This is a genomic window from Eisenbergiella tayi (assembly GCF_001881565.1).
Classification (GTDB): domain Bacteria; phylum Bacillota; class Clostridia; order Lachnospirales; family Lachnospiraceae; genus Eisenbergiella; species Eisenbergiella tayi.
In genome coordinates this window covers 657,412-675,628 of sequence record NZ_MPDJ01000003.1, presented here as the reverse complement: position 1 = coordinate 675,628, position 18,217 = coordinate 657,412, and the positions used below count along the sequence as shown (strand labels likewise).

Here is an 18,217-nt window from a genome sequence, read left to right as displayed (position 1 = left end):
TCCTCCCTCAGAAATCAATGAAATGCTTGTGAATACGCACACTGCATGTAGTGAGCACATTTTCCTCACTTTCTATCGTAAAATGATATCCTTCCCCATAAAACAATTTCAGCCTGTCACTGATATTAAAAATACTGCGCCCATTGTTCTCACTTTTCATAGTATCACGTTCTCTTGGGTGCTCTAACAGATAATGAAGTTCCTCAAGACGTCCCTGTGAAACCCCCGGACCGGTATTGGAAACTGTAAAAATCAAATCTTCCCCTTCTTTTGTCACACTTACACTAATCTGTATAAAGTTTCTGCATTTGCTCACATTGTGTGAAAAAACATTTTCAACCATACTGAACAGGACAAATTTAGGGCATCTCCATTTTTCATCCAATTCACAGAGTTCCCATTCCACATCGAAGCGGCTGACAAGCCTTTTTTCCTGAATGGATACATATTGCTGTGTCATATCTATCTCTATTGAGACCGGAACCAGATATTCTCTGGAAAGGGAATAACGCATCAGCTTTCCGAATGCAAAGGTTATTTCTGAAATCAGCTCCTGATGGCTGGCTTCTGCAATCATCCGTATACTTTCCAGTGTCCCATAAAAAAAATGAGGATTAAGCTGGGCCTGCAGCGCCTCTATCTGTGCATTTTTCAGCTGCATCTCATTATTCAGAAGGCTGGATGACAACTCGTTAATTCGTTCCGTCATTTGATTGAAGGATAAAATCAGATCTCCCGTTTCGTCCTTTGAAAGCATTCCTGTATAAGGAGTAAGTGTATGCGTATTCTGCCTGTTCATATGCTCGGAAAGCCGTACAATGTTTTTAAAGGGCCTGAAAATAAGGAGGAACATGATAATACTTGCACATATTAATATGAAGATAGAAACAAGAAAACTTAGCAGGAACGGTCTGTAGGAAAATATATTTCCCGGCTCCGGCGTTATTTTAACAACTTGAAAAACTCCGTCATTCAGAGTGAAACTACTGAGAATACACCGTTTTTGTGCATCCGGTATAATCATCACCGTTTCCTTCCGCATACCGCATATAAGCTGCTTTTCATAATCCTCCATGCACAGTGTCGTTTCTGCTGAAACATTATATTCATACATCAGTTTTCCATTCAGATAGACATAAACTGCAGTGTCCGGGTTTTCCTGTGCATAGGAATCAAAAATATTGCTGTTATAATTCAGTCTTGCAATACCGGGAAACACAGTCATCGGCGGGTTGGTAAATCCTTTGTAAAAGGAAAATCCTGTGGCTTCCCCATCAGTATCGACAGACCAGAAACCATCTATCAGTCCGGAATAAGAATCCGATCCGAGGGGAATGGAATCCACAGTTTCGAAAAAACGGAGTATTTCTGCCGCTTTACGATTTTCAGCATAGATAGTTATGCCTGAAATATTTGTATCATACAGGAAGATATTGCTTAGAAGAGAATAGATTTGACTGTTATATGCATAAACGATTTCCTGTTCCTTAGAATAAAAGCCTCTCAGAAGCTTCTGCAGTTCATAGTTTGATTTCAACTGATTAAAATGAATTTGCGCATCATCCAGTTGATTCATAAGATAATTTTGTTCTGTAATAAGGGAATTCTTTTTTTCATTCAGATATTCTTTAGTACGCTGATCATTATGGTAGTAATATATCATACTGCTCAAAAACATAATGGGAATAAATATCGCCAGTATGTAACATATAAAAAAACGTGTCTGCAGCTTAGTTACCTTTGAAAACATATCTTTTCCTCTGTATAGGCGGTTCTTTTCTTCTTATTATCCCTGAAACAACCGGAAAACACAATATAGACATCTAAATTACGATGTGCAAATTCTTTGGATTTGTATACTTTTTTTGGATTTCTATTTCCAAATGAAGGATACCTGACCGGATACTTACAAAAATAAATCATTAAAACTAAAAAATGTGTAGTGCTACGTATAAAATACTGCCGGGTACACATTTCATATAAAAAATGTACCGTATCCTCTGTCTATATGCCGATGCTACAATACGTTTTGAAGAGAAAAATTAATAAAGGGGGATAATTAATGTCTATGAAAAAAGCGGTTCGTATGAAAAAAGGAATCAAAAAATTCGGACGGCAAATTGAAATCCAGATCTTCGCCCTGGCCGGTGTCATGTATCTGCTGCTTTTTTCCGTGATTCCTATGTTCGGCATAGTGCTGGCATTTAAGTCTTATAAAATCACCTCAGGAATCCAGGGAATATTCAGCAGTGATTGGGTAGGCTTAAAATACTTCAAAGAATTTTTTACCGATTACCGGTTCGGGGAGCTTCTCCGAAATACAATTGCCATCAGCACCTTAAAAATGGTATTTGCATTTCCCATTCCCATATTTCTTGCCATCCTGATATCAGAATGTCATAACAAGCCCTTTAAACGGCTGATCCAGACAGCAAGCTATCTGCCAAACTTTGTATCCTGGGTTCTTGTATATGGAATCAGCAGCGCTCTCCTTTCTCAAAACAGCGGTGTCATAAACCAGCTGCTGGTTAAATTGGGAGTCGTATCACAGGGAATTCCCTTTCTGACGGATCCCGGTTATTTTTGGGGAACCACCGTCGTGCTTTCCATATGGAAAAGCTCCGGCTGGTGGGCAATTATTTTTCTGGCAGCCATATCAGGTATAGACAGCACTCTGTATGAAGCGGCCAGTATAGACGGCGCAGGAAGGCTGAAACGTATCTGGCATATTACTTTACCGGGCATTAAAGGTTCTATTGTTACCGTCCTTATCCTTTCCATCGGAAGCTTCCTGGGCGGGGGCATGGTGGGTTCCAACTTCGAGCAGTCCTTCCTTATGGGAAATACAGTGAATAACGCCACTTCTGAAATCATCCAGACCTATGCGTTTAAAATGGGCATGGCCCAGGGCCGTTTTTCCTATGCCACCGCTGTTGATTTAGTCCAGTCAGTGATATCCATAGTTTTAGTAATAATCAGTAACCAGGTTGCAAAAAAAGTATCCGGCGAAGGCCTGTTCTAAGGAGGATAGTTATGAAAACAAAAATGAATGAAGATAAAGCGGTAGATATCATCGTATATATCCTCCTGGCACTGACAGGAATTGTTACCTTATATCCTTTTTACTATACGATTCTGTGTTCCTTCAATGATGGACTGGATTTGATGAAAGGCGGAATTTATTTCTGGCCGAGGAAATTTACTCTGTCCAATTATGAGCTGTTTATTGGCGACTCCGACTGGCGGCATGCTTTTTTCATTTCTATAGCCAGAACCCTGACCGGAACTATTCTGTGTACCGGCTTCACAAGTATGTTCAGTTATGCTTTATCAAGAAACAATCTGATGTTTAAAAAAGCTTACCGATTCCTGGTAGTGTTCACCATGTATTTTTCCGGAGGTTTGATTCCCTATTATGTTCTTCTCCGTGGGCTGGGACTTCTGAACACCTTTTGGGTGTATGTCATCCCGGGAATGGTAAATGCCTTTTTCGTAATGACAGGTATCAACTTTTTCAGTTCCATCCCTGAATCCATGATTGAAGCGGCAAAAATAGACGGCGCCAGAGAAATTCAGGTTCTCTTAAAGGTGGTGCTCCCCGTATCCAAACCCTTCCTGGCCACACTCTCCCTGTTTGCCGCCGTGGGACAATGGAACAGCTGGCTGGATTCCGCCTATTACGTGAGAGACATTAACCTGCAGACATTGTCCTATAAGATGATGACCACCATTAACCAGACTCTTGCCACCTCCGCAAATGCAGAAGCCGCCGGGCAGATATCCCAGGCTAATACTGCCACTTCCTTTACGGTGCAGGCGACGGCGATGGCTGTGTCCATGATACCCATTATGTGTGTATATCCCTTCCTGCAGAAATATTTTGTACAGGGTATGATGATAGGAGCTGTAAAAGAATAAAGGATATAAATGGCAGTCCGGCCAGGAAGCTTTACCGGCTTGCCCGGCCTGTAACTATACAATATAATGTATTAGGAGGAATCAATTATGAAATGGAAAAAAGCAACGGCAGTTCTGTTATCAATGGTAATGGCAGTAACAGCAGCAGCATGCGGAAGCACCCGGCAGACGCAGGGAGGCTCTTCCGAAACGGGAATCGCGGATTCACAGGGAACAGAAAGTGCCCGGGAAGAAAACGGGCAGGTTCCCACACTGACCATGTTTGTGGATGAAACATGGTGGCCCTATGAAAAATGGGAGGGCGCAATACCGGAAGAATTCGAAAAACGGCTGGGCGTTAACATTGAGATAACCAGGGCTGCAGACGATAACCAGCTTTCTCTTATGGTGGCTTCCGGTGATATGCCTGACATCATATGTTCTTACAGATATCAGTATCTTGCAGATTCCCAGGTATGCTATCCCCTGGATGAACTTCATGAAACCTATCCTGAAATTGTATTCAATGTCGACCCGATATTCCAGTTTGTAAACAAGGCCGCAGATGACCATTATTATACCATCGGCTGCGGTTTCTCCCCGGAATATGATTATGATAAATATGATAAGATACTGTCTGAAGGCCCCGGCTTTATGTATCGCAGTGATATTGCTGAGGAACTGGGCCTTGAATTCAAAACCCTGAATGATTTGGATGACACTTTTGCCAAAGTAGCAGAAGCCTACCCAGACATGACGGTATGCTCCTTTAACTGTGCGCATAAATTCAACTGGCTGATGCAGCAGCTTGGCCTGAAAGGAAATGGTTATTACGAAACTGCGGACGGTACCCTGAAATGGTGGCTCCGTCAGGACGGACTGCTTGATTACTATAAAAAGGTCAATGAATGGTATCGCAAGGGATATCTGACCGCTGAAAATTTCGCCTATCAATCAGAAGACGAAACCAAGGAAATCTGTGTGGGCGGCAATGTATTCGCCAATTTCGGATATGACAACCATGCCGATAACTATAATGCCGCAATTACCGCAAACGGTGATGATTTCCGCTTCTCTCTCGTTACAAACGAATTGAGTGATTCCTGCACAGCTTATGATACTAACTGCGGCGGACGCGGCCTGTATATCACACGCTCCTGCAAAGATGTGGAAACTGCTTATAAACTGCTTGCCTACGCTTATGGAGAGGAAGGCATGAAGCTGCTGATGTGGGGAATTGATGGAGAGGATTATACTGTGGATGCCGATGGCTATCCTACCTTTACTTACGATTTTCAGGGAGATAATTCCGTACTACAGCCCAGAGGTTTAAAATACTGGGGCTGGCTGGTACATAATGCCATAGTTACCAGTATTGCGGAAGCCAATTCGGAATCTCAGACTGCGCAGGACAGAAAAAATCTTACAGAACATGTGAACAGGAATCCCGTAATAGGCATGATCCGCTTCGCAACCGATTCCGACGAAGCAAATATTAATGCAAAGCTGGACGAAATGGTAAAGAACCAGAACACAAATATTTTCATGGCAGAATCCGAAGAAGCCTGTGAAGAAGCCTTTAACGCTATGGTCCAACAGGCTGAACAGATTGGAATGGGCACCCTTGAGGATTATGGAAATACGACTTATCCGGAATTGAAGGCTCAGTATGACGAACTCGTCGCAGGAACTAAATAAAACGACGGATAAATAAAGAACGGGCAGACAGAAAATATTTCTGTTTGCCTGTTTCTGATTTACATACGAGTTTATATCGAGGGTGTAAAAGGATAAAATAATATCGCTATCTGTCCTCGAATTTGTTATAATATCTACAATAAGCGGTGAAAGGCGGGTATTGTAGATGTATAAACCATTACCTATTGGCGTGGAAAGCTTTAAAGAACTGATTACTCAGGGATATTATTATGTAGATAAAACTCTTTTTATAAAGGAACTCATTGACAAACGAGGAAAAGTAAACCTTTTTACACGTCCCAGAAGATTTGGCAAGACTCTGAATCTAAGTATGCTGCGGTATTTCTTTGAAAAACAGGAAAGCCAGGCAGAAAATGAGATTAACAAATCCCTGTTTCAGGATCTTGCTATTGCCAAGTGCGGCAGCAAATATCTGAGTCATATGGGAAATTATTGTGTCATTCATCTCTCTTTAAAATCAGCAAAACAGCCGGATTTTGAAAGAGCTTTTTTAATGCTGAAAAGGCAGATTGCAGATGAATTCCGCAGGCATCGGTACCTGTTAGAGAAAGGAAACTGGCAGGAAGATGACCGCCATCGTTATATTATAATGATGAATGAAACCGCAGATGACAGTCAATATCTGGATGCGATTGCCTTTTTATCCCGCATTCTGAATGAATTGCTTGATCAAAAGGTCATTATCCTTATTGACGAATATGATGTTCCCCTGGAGAATGCCTATTTTTCCGGCTTTTATGAAGAAATGTCTTCTTTTATCCGCTCCTTATTTGAATCCGCGTTAAAGACTAATCCCCATTTAGAATTTGCCGTTATAACCGGCTGCCTTCGAATAACAAAAGAGTCTATATTTACCGGCTTAAACAACCTGAACATTATCTCTATCTTAAATGAAAGCTATGGTGAGTATTTTGGTTTTCTTCAGGAAGAAGTAAAAGCGATGCTTCAATTCTATAACCGGGAAAACTGTACGGATATCGTAAAACAATGGTATGACGGTTATTTTTTTGGCAATTCGGAAGTATATAACCCCTGGAGTATGGTAAATTACATGGACCGTCTGGTTTCCAATGAAAATGCGATTCCCAGTCCGTTTTGGGCCAATACCTCCTCTAACAGCATCGTAAAAAGCCTGGTAGAACATGCCGATATCTCTGTAAAAGGAGAATTGGAATCCTTAATCGAGGGACATTCCATAGAAAAACCGGTTCATGAAGATATAACCTATGCGGATATTTTCAATTCCGAGGATAATTTGTGGAACTTTTTATTTTTCACAGGCTATCTGAAACAGATTGGACGCAGGCTGGAAGGTGATATACAATATATGGAACTTGCCATTCCCAACCTGGAGGTACGCTATATTTATAAAAATACTATTCTTTCCTGGTTTGATGAAATGCTGAACGGAAAGGACTTAAGCAGCCTTTATAATGCCATTGAAACAGGGAATACGCATACAATGGAAGAAATTATCTCCGAATACCTGCAGGAAACCATCAGTTTTTATGATTATGCCGAAAATTATTATCATGGCTTTCTGGCCGGACTGCTGAAAAACATGCGGAAATACAGAGTAATTTCCAACCGGGAATCCGGAACAGGAAGGCCTGATATTATTTTGAAAACACCCAGTGTCCGAGGAAGGGCAATCGTTTTTGAATTAAAGGCTGCGGATCGGTATACGAACTTGGAACGTTTTTGCGATAAGGCTTTGGAACAGATAAAAAATAACCATTACCAGGCATCTCTTGAGGAAGAAGGTTATTCTATGATTGATTCCTATGGAATCAGTTTTTACAGAAAAGAGTGTATGGTTAAGAGGATATGACTTTAAGAGAATAAACCTCCGATTGTCATAATAATATGTTTACATCCGAAACGCCTTCCTCAATTATGAGGAAGGCGTTTCGGATGTATTATCCCTTCAGACGGGACGCAAAATCCGCCATAGCTTCGGATATTTTAATCTGCTGCGGACATACCGCTTCACAGCTTCTGCACCCAATACAGGCATCCGGATGCTTGTCTTCCGGCACAGCCATCAGTGCCATGGGCGCAATGAAACCGCCCCCGGTAAAGCTATGTTCATTGTACAGCTCCAGCAAAGCCGGAATATTCAGCTGCTTTGGGCAATGGCTTACACAGTAATGACAGCCTGTACAGGGCAGGGCAATCTTTTTTACCATCTCTCCGGCAATGCCCAGCAAAGCTTCCCACTCCTTTTCATCTAAAGGTTTATCCTCTTCAAAGGTAGAGATATTCTCCTTCATCTGTTCAAAATCAGACATACCGGAAAGTACGACGGTGACACCCGGTACCGTCTGCAGAAAGCGGAACGCCCATGCCGGGGTTTTCTCCCCGCGTAATTTACTCAGCTTCTCTTCCTGTTCTTCCGGCAGAGAGGCAAGCTTTCCGCCGCGCAGAGGCTCCATCACCCAGATCGGAATATGGCGGCTGTTCAACAGTTCCACCTTCCCTTTTGCATCCTGGAAATCCCAGTCCAGATAATTCAGCTGAATCTGGCAGAATTCCATATGGCTTCCATAACTATCCAAAAACCGCTCCATTACCTCGCGGCTTCCATGAGCCGAAAAGCCCAGATGGCGGATACGTCCGTTTTCCTTCTGCTTAAGGAGATAGTCCAGAATACCATATTTCTCATCCAAATAGGCATCCACATTCATTTCACAGACGTTATGGAACAAATAGAAATCAAAATACTCCACACCGCATTTTTCCAGCTGCTTTTCAAAAATCTCTTCCACCTTATCCATATTGGAAAGATCATAGCCAGGGAACTTTGTAGCCAGGAAATAGCTGTCCCGGGGATAGGCCGCCAGTATTTTCCCCATGGCCGTTTCCGAATTTCCGTCATGGTATCCCCAGGCCGTATCATAATAATTGATGCCATGCTCCATGGCATAGGATACCATCCGGGCCGCTTCGGCTTCGTCAATCTGTGCATCATTTCCGTCAACTACCGGTAATCTCATAGCCCCCATTCCAAGGGCGGAAAGCCTTAAATTCTGAAATGTTTTGGTAATCATCTGCTGTTCACTCCTTTTCCATTCGTACATAAATTTCCATAGCTTGTGCTTATGGAAATCAGATCCTTCTGCTATCATTATAGATGCATTATGTGCCTCTATCAAATAGTTATAATGTATACATATCTATAGGTAAAAAGAATGTTTGATGAAATAAATGGGACAGCCGAAAAAGCTCCCCGCTTTTCCTTCTGTCCCATATCTTTCAATAAGCATTTCTATTTATAAACATATCGATACAAATTATAAACGTATTGATACAAACGTACCATCCTGTGCTTCCACATGAACAATCTCAAGTCCTTTGTATTCTTTAAAAACATTGCGGCATTCCCTTACCAGTTCCTGAAGAAGCTCTTTGGTAATCACCTCCCGATAGGGAGACGGAATCGGATTCCTTATTTCTTCCATGATTGAATCCGGCAGGAACCGGACTGCTGCGTCTGCCAGAACCAGGGGAACAGGGAGCCACATATTCACATCCTTTGAGCGGATAATAATGCGCATGAATTCACCCTCCCGGCACTATCCGATAAAAATCCTGACCGTGGTACCGTCAGAACTGCTTACCTCAATTATGTTCCCAAGTGTTTCATTGTCAATACATTCAAGAATGGATGATGTAAGTTCTTCCAGGTCAATCCCTTCCAGCTCCTCCGTTTTAATGGGCAGCTTTCCTGTCACCATAAGCATCTGCCGTATAATCTTTACAGGAAGCTGGATATTTACTTTATCCCCGGCAGAGCTGTCTACAATTATGCGAAGCATCTTGTTCTCGTAAGGGATGTTTTCGGGAACAGCATGTGTCTCCTCATAAAAGCTTTCTGCAGAATCCGTTGTTTCCTGTTCCGGCGCAGTCCCCTCCAACGCTTTGAGCAGTTCAACCGCCTGTTCAGCCGTAAGCTTTCCTTCTTCTACCATTTTCAAAATTCTTAATTTTTCTTCCATATTCTTTTCCTCATTTCCGCGCTGCCATTGTCCCTCCGGCTGGTACAGCGACTTTAATCTGCATTATCAGTTTTCCTTCATCTGCTCCAACGCTTCCTCCGGAGTGATTTCTCCGTTTTCCAGAGCGTTCAGTATCTCCTTCTTGCGTGAAGAAGAGGCGGATTGTACATTGGATCGCACGTTGGGATTCCCATCCAGTTTCTGGATAATGTCATCCAGCCTGGAACGGACTGTCGGATAGGAAATTTTCAGTTCCTTTTCCACTTCCTTAATATTGCCCCTGCATTTTAAGAAGGTCTCTGCAAAAAAGAGGTCTTCCGTACTGAGATAATCAAATTTGCTGAGACAAAAATCATTTTCAATTACTGTATCGCAGTTTTCACACTGAAGCTTGACTACCTTGAGTTTTTTCCCGCATACAGGGCAGCTGCTGATAACCTGGTACATCCTGTCACCTTCTTTCCTTTTTATGTCTATAATATAAACCTCCAAATCAATAATGTCAATATTTAAATTAAAATAATTAATATAAACATTAAAAATATTAATATAATATAAAAATATTTCAATAAGAATATTCAGTTTTCTACTTTTTCAGGCTGGAATCATTAAGAATAGATGACATTCTGATACCAAAGGCATTCTGAAATCAGGCTATGTTCCTGTAATCATCAAAAAAAAGCTCGGAAACTGGTTTGTTTACAAATGTGATGATCAGAATTCATTCTATTTTTTATTCATGTATGCAAAAAATATGATTTTATAAACTGCGTTGTTAAAATACTGTAGCACCATGTGTTCCATGTATGATAAAATCGGTATATCATTTCAAACTTCACATGGCTGCAATAAATATCTAAGATACCCATGAAGTTTGGACAAAAAAACACGGAGGTAACGCCTATGAAACAGTGTCCTAACTGCGAAGAACTTGTCGGAGATGACGTCAAAGAATGTTTCAACTGCCATTACAATTTTATCTATAAAAGAGTCATGAATCCTAATGAAGTAATGGATATGCGAAATGCAAATGAACGGCTGCAACAGGAAAGAGAAGAAAAGCAGAGAGAAAAGGAGCGGCAGAAGGAAGCACAGCTCAAAAAGAATGCCCTTTACGAATATAAAACAGTCATTATAAATGATTTATCCACCGGTGAAATAGACGGCCCCGCCGTTGAGCGGGCACTTCTTGAATACGCAGAAAAAGGCTGGAGGCTTCATACTATTTTTACCAATGAAGTCGGTAAAACGGTTACACCAATGATGTTCATACAAATTAATCTGAATGCCACCATAGATCAGACCGTCATGGTTTTCGAAAGATGTATAAAACCGGATGAGTCCTGAAGACTAAGCGTTTTCACCAGTTCAGAACAGGAGATATTAATGAAATATTGGGCAGAGAGATGGTCAGAATTAAGGCAGAAAGAGATGGTTGACTTCCCTGAAGAATTCTTCATACATGATGAATTCACAACGCTGTGCAGCACGGATGACATAATGAGGGGCTTCAGCGAACTGTATGAAGTATTGCATCGAATATACGGCGATATGGCCCAGGATGCCGAAGGGATGCTTCTTCCTCTTTTCGACATGCAGGAATATGATTATTTTGCGAAGGAGACCCGGGTTTCACGGGAGGCTTCTTATAAATATGCGAAGCTTTTATATGCTTTAGGCTGTTCAGGGGAACCTGATCACAAATGCGGACTGCTGGTAAATGTCAATGAGTTAAATAGATTATGTAAAGAACTCAAGGTGACAAATATCAGCAGGCATTTGACAATCCTTGAGAACTACGGATTTACAGCAGAAGGTTTGGAAACAGGGCGGATAAAAAAAGGAACAGAGGATATTACAGTTCGATACATAAACAATACGCATCTCATGGATGTTCTTTATCTGATGGCAAAAAAAGTCAGATGTACGAACAGACTGACGGATTTCTTCCGGCTGCATTATAAGCTGTTTGCAGATGACTGGAGCACTGCAGCTTTTGGAAACGGGGTTGATTTTGTTTCCGACCTATATAAATCGGAACAGGACAAATTATCCGCACAGTATATACATAAGGAACTGCTCAGCAGGAATTATTTTTTCAGCAGGCAGACCTGGAATGAAGGCCCGCAAATAAGGTATTATAAAAGTGAGGCCGATTGTAAGAGAAATACAAATGCAAAATTCTGGCTCACCAGCATGGATACGAACCTTCTTTTATACTTTCGTATATCCAATGTAGAAAAGGCGCTTGATTATATAAAAAACTGTCCGGAACGTGTGCTTAATACATTCTTGGTGAGTGATAGGGGCTGCCAAAAAAGAGGGACAGAATGTGTTTCAGGAATTACTTATACCCTGCAGGATAAGACCATCTGGCGATGCGGCTGCTGTAATCCTAACTTTCAGGCAGTTCCCCTTCCTGAGGATTATATCTATTATATTAATGCGGCTGAGATCGGGGATATGCGATCTTTGCAATATAAGTGTGAGCTGTAGATACCTGTTGAAAAAAAGCAGTAGGTTCTTCGACTGTTCATTCACAAGAATACAGCAAAGATATGCGTATAATCCGTATATCAGACAGCCGGGCCAGCCGTCCTTGTCAACGATGAAATAAACAGCTTTGCCATCGCTGACAAGACAGTCTGCCCCGGCTCACCGGCAATCAATATTCCTCCGCAGGAATCATTCTTCGCAGCTTCCGCCGTCTGCCATCATATGAATCTTAAAATCACGGAAATCCGCATATCCGCCTGCTTCTTTTCTCGCATAACAGAAAATCCCGATCCGGTATCCCACAAATACATCCAGAGTAAATGCCATCTGCAGTATATTTCCAAGCTGCACCCACTCCGCCTCCTTCTCTTTATAAAAGAAGGAAGCCTGATCCTTTCCGTCCCTGTAGTCAAAAAGCACCCGCAGGAATACCGTATCCGCATGCAGTTCGGTTTCCGTCTCCCATAGCTTTCCCTGGTCATCCTTTTGTACGGCAGACAGATACTTTCTGCCATTTTTCATAGATACGCCGATTTGACCGAACCGTCCTTGAAAAGCACACAGCCCTGCATAGTCTCCTTCTTTCATTCCGGAGGCATCCATCTCTATTTCACAGATACAGCCCGGTTCCGTCGTACGCTGGGTAAGCGTGTTTCTGGCGTCCATCAGGCCGGATGCCACATGTCCGGTCTGCAGACGCAGCCATCCGGGCCTCTCTGTAAACGACCAGCAGGAAGGAATGGGATTATGGTTCCACTGCCATGTCAGTCCCAGCCTGTTTTCTTCATGGCTGAAGCTGTCGCTGACCGCCACGGGCGCAGCAGGAACAGCCGCGAAGGACAGTTCAAACGTCCGCGGCACCTTCCATACCGGCTGTCCCTCTCCGCTTTCTTTCGTCCCCTCTTCCTTCACGCCGAACATCGGCCATCCCTCTTCCCATTGTACGGGCATCAGATACGGAATCCGGCCGGATGCTCCTCTGTCCTGAAACAGCATTCCGTACCACTCTCCCGATTCCCTGTCGATCAGCGTTCCCTGGGCAACCCCGCAGCCCGGCAGGCCGCAGTCGTCATCCAGCAATACCCGGAATTCCCAGGGGCCTTCCAGGCTTTGGGAACGATAGCAGACCTCCCGCCGCCTTCCGCCCTTCGGCCAGTCAATAAACAACAGATATATATACCCGTTTCTCACTATGGCACGGCAGCCCTCACACCGAAGCATCATGCCTTCTGCAGCGGTCTGCAGCAAAAGACGATGAAGGCCGCCCTCCTGTACCCCGCTCAGATCTCTTTTCAGCTCTACGATCCGGATATCCCCGTTTCCATATACCAGATAGGGAACATCCTCCCAGAACAGAAAGGACATATCATGAAATACTTCATTGATTTCCACACGATCCCAGCCGCTTTTTTCTATGTTGTCGGAAGAAAAAATATAGGTCTTCCCGCAGTCATGGCTCACAAAGCAGGCATAGAAACGGTCCTGATATCTTGTCAGGCTTGTGGCCCACTGCCCTTTCCCATAAGCATTCCTGCCGTTTTCCAGCCGGTATATTTCGTTATCCTCCAGCACATCAAAAATATAGGAAACGATTTCCCAGTGGCATAAATCCTTAGATTTCAGTACAGGCGCCCCGGGGACATAAAACATGGTCGTTGATACCATGTAATACGTATCTCCTATACGAAGCAGGTCCGGATCCGGCATATCCGCCCCGATTATTGGATTTCTTATTTCCATTATACGTTCCTCCTCTCAGTTATTCAGTCCGTAATTTCCACACTTCCATAGAAGCCTCTTGTCTTGCCGTCCACCCACGAATCACGTTCGATAAAAACGGATTCCTTCAGCCGTATATCACCAGCCGACGCTCCTGCCAGCACCTCCATTTCACCGGCCTCTACCTTCCACCGCATCTGGCTGTCAAGGAAAGCAAACTGACTGAGCTTCATACGGAAACAGAGTTTTTTTATTTCCCCTGCCCTGATAAAAGTACGGCAGAAGCCAGCAAGCTCCATAACCGGCCTGACCATACTGGCATAGCAGTCCCGTATGTAAAGCTGCACTACTTCTTCACCATCCCGCTCTCCGGTATTCTCTATTTCAAGCGTAAGCTCCAGCTCATCATCCGGCTGCAGACGGCGGTTCCTTATCTGCATCTTCTTATAGGCGAAGGTAGTATACGACAGTCCGTGGCCGAAATAATATCTTGGCTCATGAGGGCAGTCCATATACTGCCGGAATGCGCTGATAGTATTCTGATGGTACCCGGAGCCGTAAGGATGATTATAATATACCGGAATCTGGCCTGCATTGTATGGAGTGCTCACAGGCATTCTTCCTGCCGGGTTATATTCCCCGAACAGGACGCTCACTACCGCATCCGCCCCTTTTTCTCCCGGATTCCATGCTTCCAGTATTGCATCCGCATATTGATCGGCTGCATCGCTGGATATGGGCCGCCCGCCGAAATGTACCAGAACCACCGGTTTTCCAAGCCCGGCCATCTTCTGAATCAATTCTTCCTGGCAAAGCGGCAGATTGATATCGGTGCCGTCGATCCCCTCTCCCATAGAAGCGGTAGTACCGGTCCCGTATTTGCCGCCTACCGTCATCAGAACCACATCCGCCTGTTCGGCGATCCGAAGCGCTTCTTGATGGGCGCTGCAGTCCGTTCCGGCATAAGGATACCCATAGGCATACAGGAAATCGGTTTCCGGTACTCTTTCCTTCAGTTCCTCCAGAAGGTTATTCACCGAAGGAGCCAGTTCTTTTGCCAGTTTTTCCGTATCGGGATGTTCCTTCTCCACGACAGTGCCGCAATACGTTTCCCGGAAACCTTCCCCATTATCACCGGTTTCCATGCCTGCCATCGTGTTTTTAGCGCCTAAGGCGGATTCCGTCATGGACATGTAGGTATAGCCTCCGAACATGGCAAGAACCGCAGCCGCATGATAACCGATTACGGCTATTGTCTGTTTCTTCCGTTCCAGAGGGAGGATCCCGTCATTTTTTACCAGCACCATTGATTCCAGCGCTGATGTGCGGGTTATTTCCGTACTGTTGGGATTCTCGTACTCCTTCCTGATTTCCTCATCCGGCGCGGCAAAAGGGTTTTCAAAAAGACCCAGCATGAATTTAGCGGTCAGTATTTTCCTGACGGCCTCATCCAGACATGCGTGAAGGCGTCCGTCTTCCTCATTCAAACGGAATGTCTCCTGTGTATAACATTTTCTCGACGGCAGTTCCTGCTGCATTCCCGCCAGCAGGGCTTTCCGTCCGGCCTCTTCATAGGATTCCGCCGCATGATGGCGTTCATGGATTTCCTGGACTGCACAATAATCGGAAACCACCAGGCCCTCAAAGCCCATTTCCTCCCGGAGAAGACCAGTCAGGATTTCTTCAGAGCAGGCCACCGGAACCCCGTTAACGGAGCTGTAGCTCGGCATAATTCCCTGCATCCTTCCTTCGGTAACTGCCGCCTGAAAAGGCCTGGCATAAATCTCCCGAAGCAGCCGCTCCGGTATATCGCAGGCTGCCGCGTGAATTCCTCCCTGAGAGTCATGATATCCGAGAAAATGTTTGGCTGTAGCCGCCGTTCCTTCCGTCAGATCCCCATCCTGCTGGATTCCCTGCACATAAGCGCTTCCCATCGCGGAAGCAAGCGCCGGATCCTCCCCATAGGTTTCCCCCTGCCTTCCGAACCTGGCGTCCCTGGAAATATCCAGCACCGGGGCAAATGCCTGTGAGGCGCCGGCCAGCCTGGCCTGCTTTCCAATCAGTTTCCCCGCTTTCTTCTGCTGTACCGGATCAAAGGTCGCTCCCTGTCCGATGCCGGAGGGAAAGCTGGTGGCACCCGGAAGCATCACCCCGCACAGCGTTTCCACATGGAAAATGGCAGGGATCCGATGAGGGCTCCGTTCCATAATTTTCTCCTGAAGCTCTCTCTGAAACGCCGCCGCTTCGTAAATATCCCTTTTTTCAGCCCCTGCAAAAAAGGAAACCTGCCCTGCTCCAAGAGGATAATCTTTTTCAAAATCATCCGCCGACCATCCTGCCGGATTATAGCCGGAGAGCTGGGCCACTTTTTCTTCATAGCTCATTTTTTTCAGTAAGTCCTCCGCCCTGTCTGCAGGGGAAGCATTTTTATCCTGATAAAGGCTCATTCTGTTCTCCTTTCCTGTCGCCGCTTATCCCTTCACTGCCCCTAATGATATTCCCTTCACAAAATATTTCTGGACAAAAGGATAAATAACCAATATGGGAAGCAGCCCGATAACCGCAATCGCCATCCTTACTGTAGCCGCCGGCAGCGTACCTGCAAGCGATGTGGATTTTGCCACGGAAGTCGCATTTTTTGACAGATATTCGATGTTTTTCAGCATGTTGTTCAATATCTGCTGGATACTGTATATCTTTTCATCTGTTACATAATATAACCCATTCTGCCAGTCATTCCAATAGGCTACGCCTATAAACAGGCCTATTGTTGCGATAATGGGCTTACTCATCGGGAGCACCACCTTAAGCACCACCTGGAATTCCGACGCCCCGTCTATCTGTGCCGCTTCCACCAGGGACAGCGGGACATTATTCTGAAAATAGCTGCGGATCAGGATGACATTGAATGCGTTCATTAAAAGCCCGGGAATAATCAGTGCCAGGATCGTATTTTTCATATGCAGGTACCTGGTATACATAATGTAAGAAGGCACCAGCCCCCCGTTAAAAAGCATGGTAAACAGGATAAAAAAGCTGAAAAATTTCTTCCCGGGAAAATAGGGTTTAGAAAGTGCATAGGCATACAGGACGGAAATACTGAGCCCCACTCCTGTTCCCACCGCAGTAACAAAAACAGTTATAAAGTAAGCCCTGAAAATCTGCATTCTTTCATTCCATATGTAGGAGTAGGCTTCCATGCTTAAATGCTTCGGTACAAAAGAATAGCCATAGAGCGTAATATCTTTGTTTGCCGTTATTGAGGAAATAAACAGAAGGATCAGCGGTAGTATGGTAACGACGGCGGCAATTCCCATAATGATATGGCACAACAGCTGAAACCGGATTTCTTTTTTATGCATGTGACAGACACCTCCTAAAACAACGCATTTTCATTGCTGTATTTTCTGGTCAGCCAGTTTGCGGCCATAATGAGCAGGAATCCGACTACCGACTGGTAAACACCGGCAGCCGACGACATACCGATGTCACCCAGCGTAATCAGCCCGCGGTAAACATAGGTATCAATGGTATTGGTGGCATTAAGCAGCGCGCCGGAATTCATCGGCACCTGATAAAACAGCCCGAAATCCGAATAAAAAATCCTTCCCACATTCAGCAGTACCATAGTAATGATTGTAGGCTTTATCATGGGTACCGTAATATACCGGATCTCCTGGAATTTGGAGATTCCGTCCACAGAAGCCGCTTCGTATAAGGAGCGGTCAATGCCCAGAATCGAAGCCAGGTATACAACCGTCCCGTAACCCACATATTTCCAGCAGTTTACAAAAATCAGTATAAAGGGCCAGTATTCCTGCTGCGTGTACCACGATATTTTCTGAAAGCCCAAAGTGGTCAGGACCCCATTGAGCAGCCCTGTGTCACTCGCAAGAAACGCATAGGCCAGATAGCTTACAATAACCATGGAGATCATATACGGAAGAAGGATTACCGTCTGGTAAACCTTCACCGCCATACGGGAACGAAGCTCACTTAAAAGAATGGCGAACAGAACGCCGATTACCAGATTCACAATGATAAAAGCCACATTGTACAGCAGCGTATTTCTCGTGATGCGGAACGCGTCCGGCGTTTTGAACAGATATTCAAAATTTTTAAAGCCAATCCAGTCGCTGCGCAGAATTCCCTTCGCAAAATCCACATTTTTAAAGGCAATGATCATACCAGTCATGGGAATATAGTTATTTACCAAAAGATATAAAAAGCCCGGCAGAAGCATGATATAAACGGGCAGGTATTTTCTTATTTTTACTGCTTTTTTCTGCATGTTAAGGCAGTCTCCTTTCCCTTCGCATAAAAAGCGGCTTCCCGGCTTATTCCGGCAGAAACCGCTTTTTACGAAACCTTATTTCACATTCCGGTTT

The 18,217-nt window shown here is 44.3% G+C and carries 15 protein-coding genes; 6 read left to right on the top strand and 9 right to left on the bottom strand.

The window, feature by feature from the left end:
• Nucleotides 1-7 precede the first annotated feature (7 nt).
• Entirely contained in the window at nucleotides 8-1,750 is a 1,743-nt protein-coding gene (locus tag BLA28_RS14320; protein ID WP_069158514.1) for a sensor histidine kinase, read from the bottom strand.
• Nucleotides 1,751-2,062: 312 nt separating this feature from the next.
• Here BLA28_RS14320 and BLA28_RS14310 point away from each other — a divergent pair, with 312 nt between their 5' ends.
• The 4 genes from BLA28_RS14310 to BLA28_RS14295 all read left to right on the top strand — a co-directional run bounded on the left by BLA28_RS14310 (nucleotide 2,063) and on the right by BLA28_RS14295 (nucleotide 7,447).
• A complete protein-coding gene (locus BLA28_RS14310) occupies nucleotides 2,063-3,022 on the top strand; it encodes an ABC transporter permease (RefSeq protein WP_087758264.1) in 960 nt (319 codons plus the stop codon).
• An 11-nt stretch (nucleotides 3,023-3,033) separates the two neighbouring features.
• Nucleotides 3,034-3,918, top strand: coding sequence for a carbohydrate ABC transporter permease (locus BLA28_RS14305; RefSeq protein ID WP_069158515.1), 885 nt, complete (start codon nucleotides 3,034-3,036; stop codon nucleotides 3,916-3,918).
• Nucleotides 3,919-4,005: 87 nt separating this feature from the next.
• Entirely contained in the window at nucleotides 4,006-5,595 is a 1,590-nt protein-coding gene (locus BLA28_RS14300) for an extracellular solute-binding protein (RefSeq protein ID WP_069158516.1), read from the top strand.
• Between the two features lie 166 nt (nucleotides 5,596-5,761).
• On the top strand, nucleotides 5,762-7,447 hold the full coding sequence (locus BLA28_RS14295; RefSeq protein WP_069158517.1) for an AAA family ATPase: 1,686 nt from the start codon (nucleotides 5,762-5,764) through the stop codon (nucleotides 7,445-7,447).
• A gap of 88 nt (nucleotides 7,448-7,535) precedes the next feature.
• On the opposite strand, the gene BLA28_RS14290 is transcribed toward BLA28_RS14295, so the two are convergent.
• From BLA28_RS14290 to BLA28_RS14275, 4 genes are all read right to left on the bottom strand, one after another.
• Nucleotides 7,536-8,666: an aldo/keto reductase gene (locus BLA28_RS14290; RefSeq protein ID WP_069158671.1), complete on the bottom strand. Its 1,131-nt coding sequence runs from the start codon at nucleotides 8,664-8,666 to the stop codon at nucleotides 7,536-7,538.
• Nucleotides 8,667-8,909: 243 nt separating this feature from the next.
• Entirely contained in the window at nucleotides 8,910-9,173 is a 264-nt protein-coding gene (locus tag BLA28_RS14285) for a hypothetical protein (RefSeq protein ID WP_044969267.1), read from the bottom strand.
• Between the two features lie 18 nt (nucleotides 9,174-9,191).
• The gene (locus BLA28_RS14280; protein ID WP_069154604.1) at nucleotides 9,192-9,614 is read right to left on the bottom strand and encodes an SHOCT-like domain-containing protein; all 423 of its coding nucleotides are present in this window, start codon (nucleotides 9,612-9,614) and stop codon (nucleotides 9,192-9,194) included.
• 66 nt (nucleotides 9,615-9,680) lie between these two features.
• Nucleotides 9,681-10,061, bottom strand: a complete 381-nt coding sequence (locus BLA28_RS14275) for a DUF2089 domain-containing protein (protein ID WP_025484706.1) — start codon at nucleotides 10,059-10,061, stop codon at nucleotides 9,681-9,683.
• Between the two features lie 456 nt (nucleotides 10,062-10,517).
• Between BLA28_RS14275 and BLA28_RS14270 the strand changes: the two genes are divergently transcribed.
• Nucleotides 10,518-10,961, top strand: a complete 444-nt coding sequence (locus tag BLA28_RS14270) for a DUF4177 domain-containing protein (protein ID WP_009250363.1) — start codon at nucleotides 10,518-10,520, stop codon at nucleotides 10,959-10,961.
• Nucleotides 10,962-11,000: 39 nt separating this feature from the next.
• Nucleotides 11,001-12,110 carry a hypothetical protein gene (locus BLA28_RS14265; protein WP_069158518.1) on the top strand — a complete coding sequence of 370 codons (1,110 nt, stop codon included), beginning with the start codon at nucleotides 11,001-11,003 and terminating at the stop codon, nucleotides 12,108-12,110.
• 189 nt (nucleotides 12,111-12,299) lie between these two features.
• Here the strand turns inward: BLA28_RS14265 and BLA28_RS14260 are convergent, their stop codons facing one another.
• Genes BLA28_RS14260 through BLA28_RS14245 form a run of 4 tightly spaced genes read right to left on the bottom strand, consistent with a single transcriptional unit; the run spans nucleotide 12,300 to nucleotide 18,120 of the window.
• Nucleotides 12,300-13,850, bottom strand: a complete 1,551-nt coding sequence (locus tag BLA28_RS14260) for a glycoside hydrolase family 43 protein (protein ID WP_069158519.1) — start codon at nucleotides 13,848-13,850, stop codon at nucleotides 12,300-12,302.
• Nucleotides 13,851-13,873: 23 nt separating this feature from the next.
• Nucleotides 13,874-16,276, bottom strand: coding sequence for a glycoside hydrolase family 3 N-terminal domain-containing protein (locus BLA28_RS14255; protein WP_069158520.1), 2,403 nt, complete (start codon nucleotides 16,274-16,276; stop codon nucleotides 13,874-13,876).
• 24 nt (nucleotides 16,277-16,300) lie between these two features.
• Nucleotides 16,301-17,191 (bottom strand): carbohydrate ABC transporter permease, encoded by an 891-nt coding sequence (locus BLA28_RS14250; protein ID WP_009250368.1) that lies wholly within the window; start codon nucleotides 17,189-17,191, stop codon nucleotides 16,301-16,303.
• Between the two features lie 14 nt (nucleotides 17,192-17,205).
• On the bottom strand, nucleotides 17,206-18,120 hold the full coding sequence (locus BLA28_RS14245; RefSeq protein WP_016359838.1) for an ABC transporter permease: 915 nt from the start codon (nucleotides 18,118-18,120) through the stop codon (nucleotides 17,206-17,208).
• Between the last annotated feature and the right edge of the window lie 97 nt (nucleotides 18,121-18,217).

Excerpts from the sequence above, each read along its gene's own strand:
- BLA28_RS14245 (WP_016359838.1), bottom strand. The coding sequence starts at position 18,120 with ATGCAGAAAAAAGCAGTAAAAATAAGAAAATACCTGCCCGTTTATATC.
- BLA28_RS14275 (WP_025484706.1), bottom strand. The coding sequence starts at position 10,061 with ATGTACCAGGTTATCAGCAGCTGCCCTGTATGCGGGAAAAAACTCAAG.
- BLA28_RS14305 (WP_069158515.1), top strand. The coding sequence starts at position 3,034 with ATGAAAACAAAAATGAATGAAGATAAAGCGGTAGATATCATCGTATAT.
- BLA28_RS14290 (WP_069158671.1), bottom strand. The coding sequence starts at position 8,666 with ATGATTACCAAAACATTTCAGAATTTAAGGCTTTCCGCCCTTGGAATG.
- BLA28_RS14310 (WP_087758264.1), top strand. The coding sequence starts at position 2,063 with ATGTCTATGAAAAAAGCGGTTCGTATGAAAAAAGGAATCAAAAAATTC.
- BLA28_RS14270 (WP_009250363.1), top strand. The coding sequence starts at position 10,518 with ATGAAACAGTGTCCTAACTGCGAAGAACTTGTCGGAGATGACGTCAAA.
- BLA28_RS14280 (WP_069154604.1), bottom strand. The coding sequence starts at position 9,614 with ATGGAAGAAAAATTAAGAATTTTGAAAATGGTAGAAGAAGGAAAGCTT.
- BLA28_RS14260 (WP_069158519.1), bottom strand. The coding sequence starts at position 13,850 with ATGGAAATAAGAAATCCAATAATCGGGGCGGATATGCCGGATCCGGAC.
- BLA28_RS14295 (WP_069158517.1), top strand. The coding sequence starts at position 5,762 with ATGTATAAACCATTACCTATTGGCGTGGAAAGCTTTAAAGAACTGATT.
- BLA28_RS14285 (WP_044969267.1), bottom strand. The coding sequence starts at position 9,173 with ATGCGCATTATTATCCGCTCAAAGGATGTGAATATGTGGCTCCCTGTT.
- BLA28_RS14320 (WP_069158514.1), bottom strand. The coding sequence starts at position 1,750 with ATGTTTTCAAAGGTAACTAAGCTGCAGACACGTTTTTTTATATGTTAC.
- BLA28_RS14255 (WP_069158520.1), bottom strand. The coding sequence starts at position 16,276 with ATGAGCCTTTATCAGGATAAAAATGCTTCCCCTGCAGACAGGGCGGAG.
- BLA28_RS14300 (WP_069158516.1), top strand. The coding sequence starts at position 4,006 with ATGAAATGGAAAAAAGCAACGGCAGTTCTGTTATCAATGGTAATGGCA.
- BLA28_RS14250 (WP_009250368.1), bottom strand. The coding sequence starts at position 17,191 with ATGCATAAAAAAGAAATCCGGTTTCAGCTGTTGTGCCATATCATTATG.
- BLA28_RS14265 (WP_069158518.1), top strand. The coding sequence starts at position 11,001 with ATGAAATATTGGGCAGAGAGATGGTCAGAATTAAGGCAGAAAGAGATG.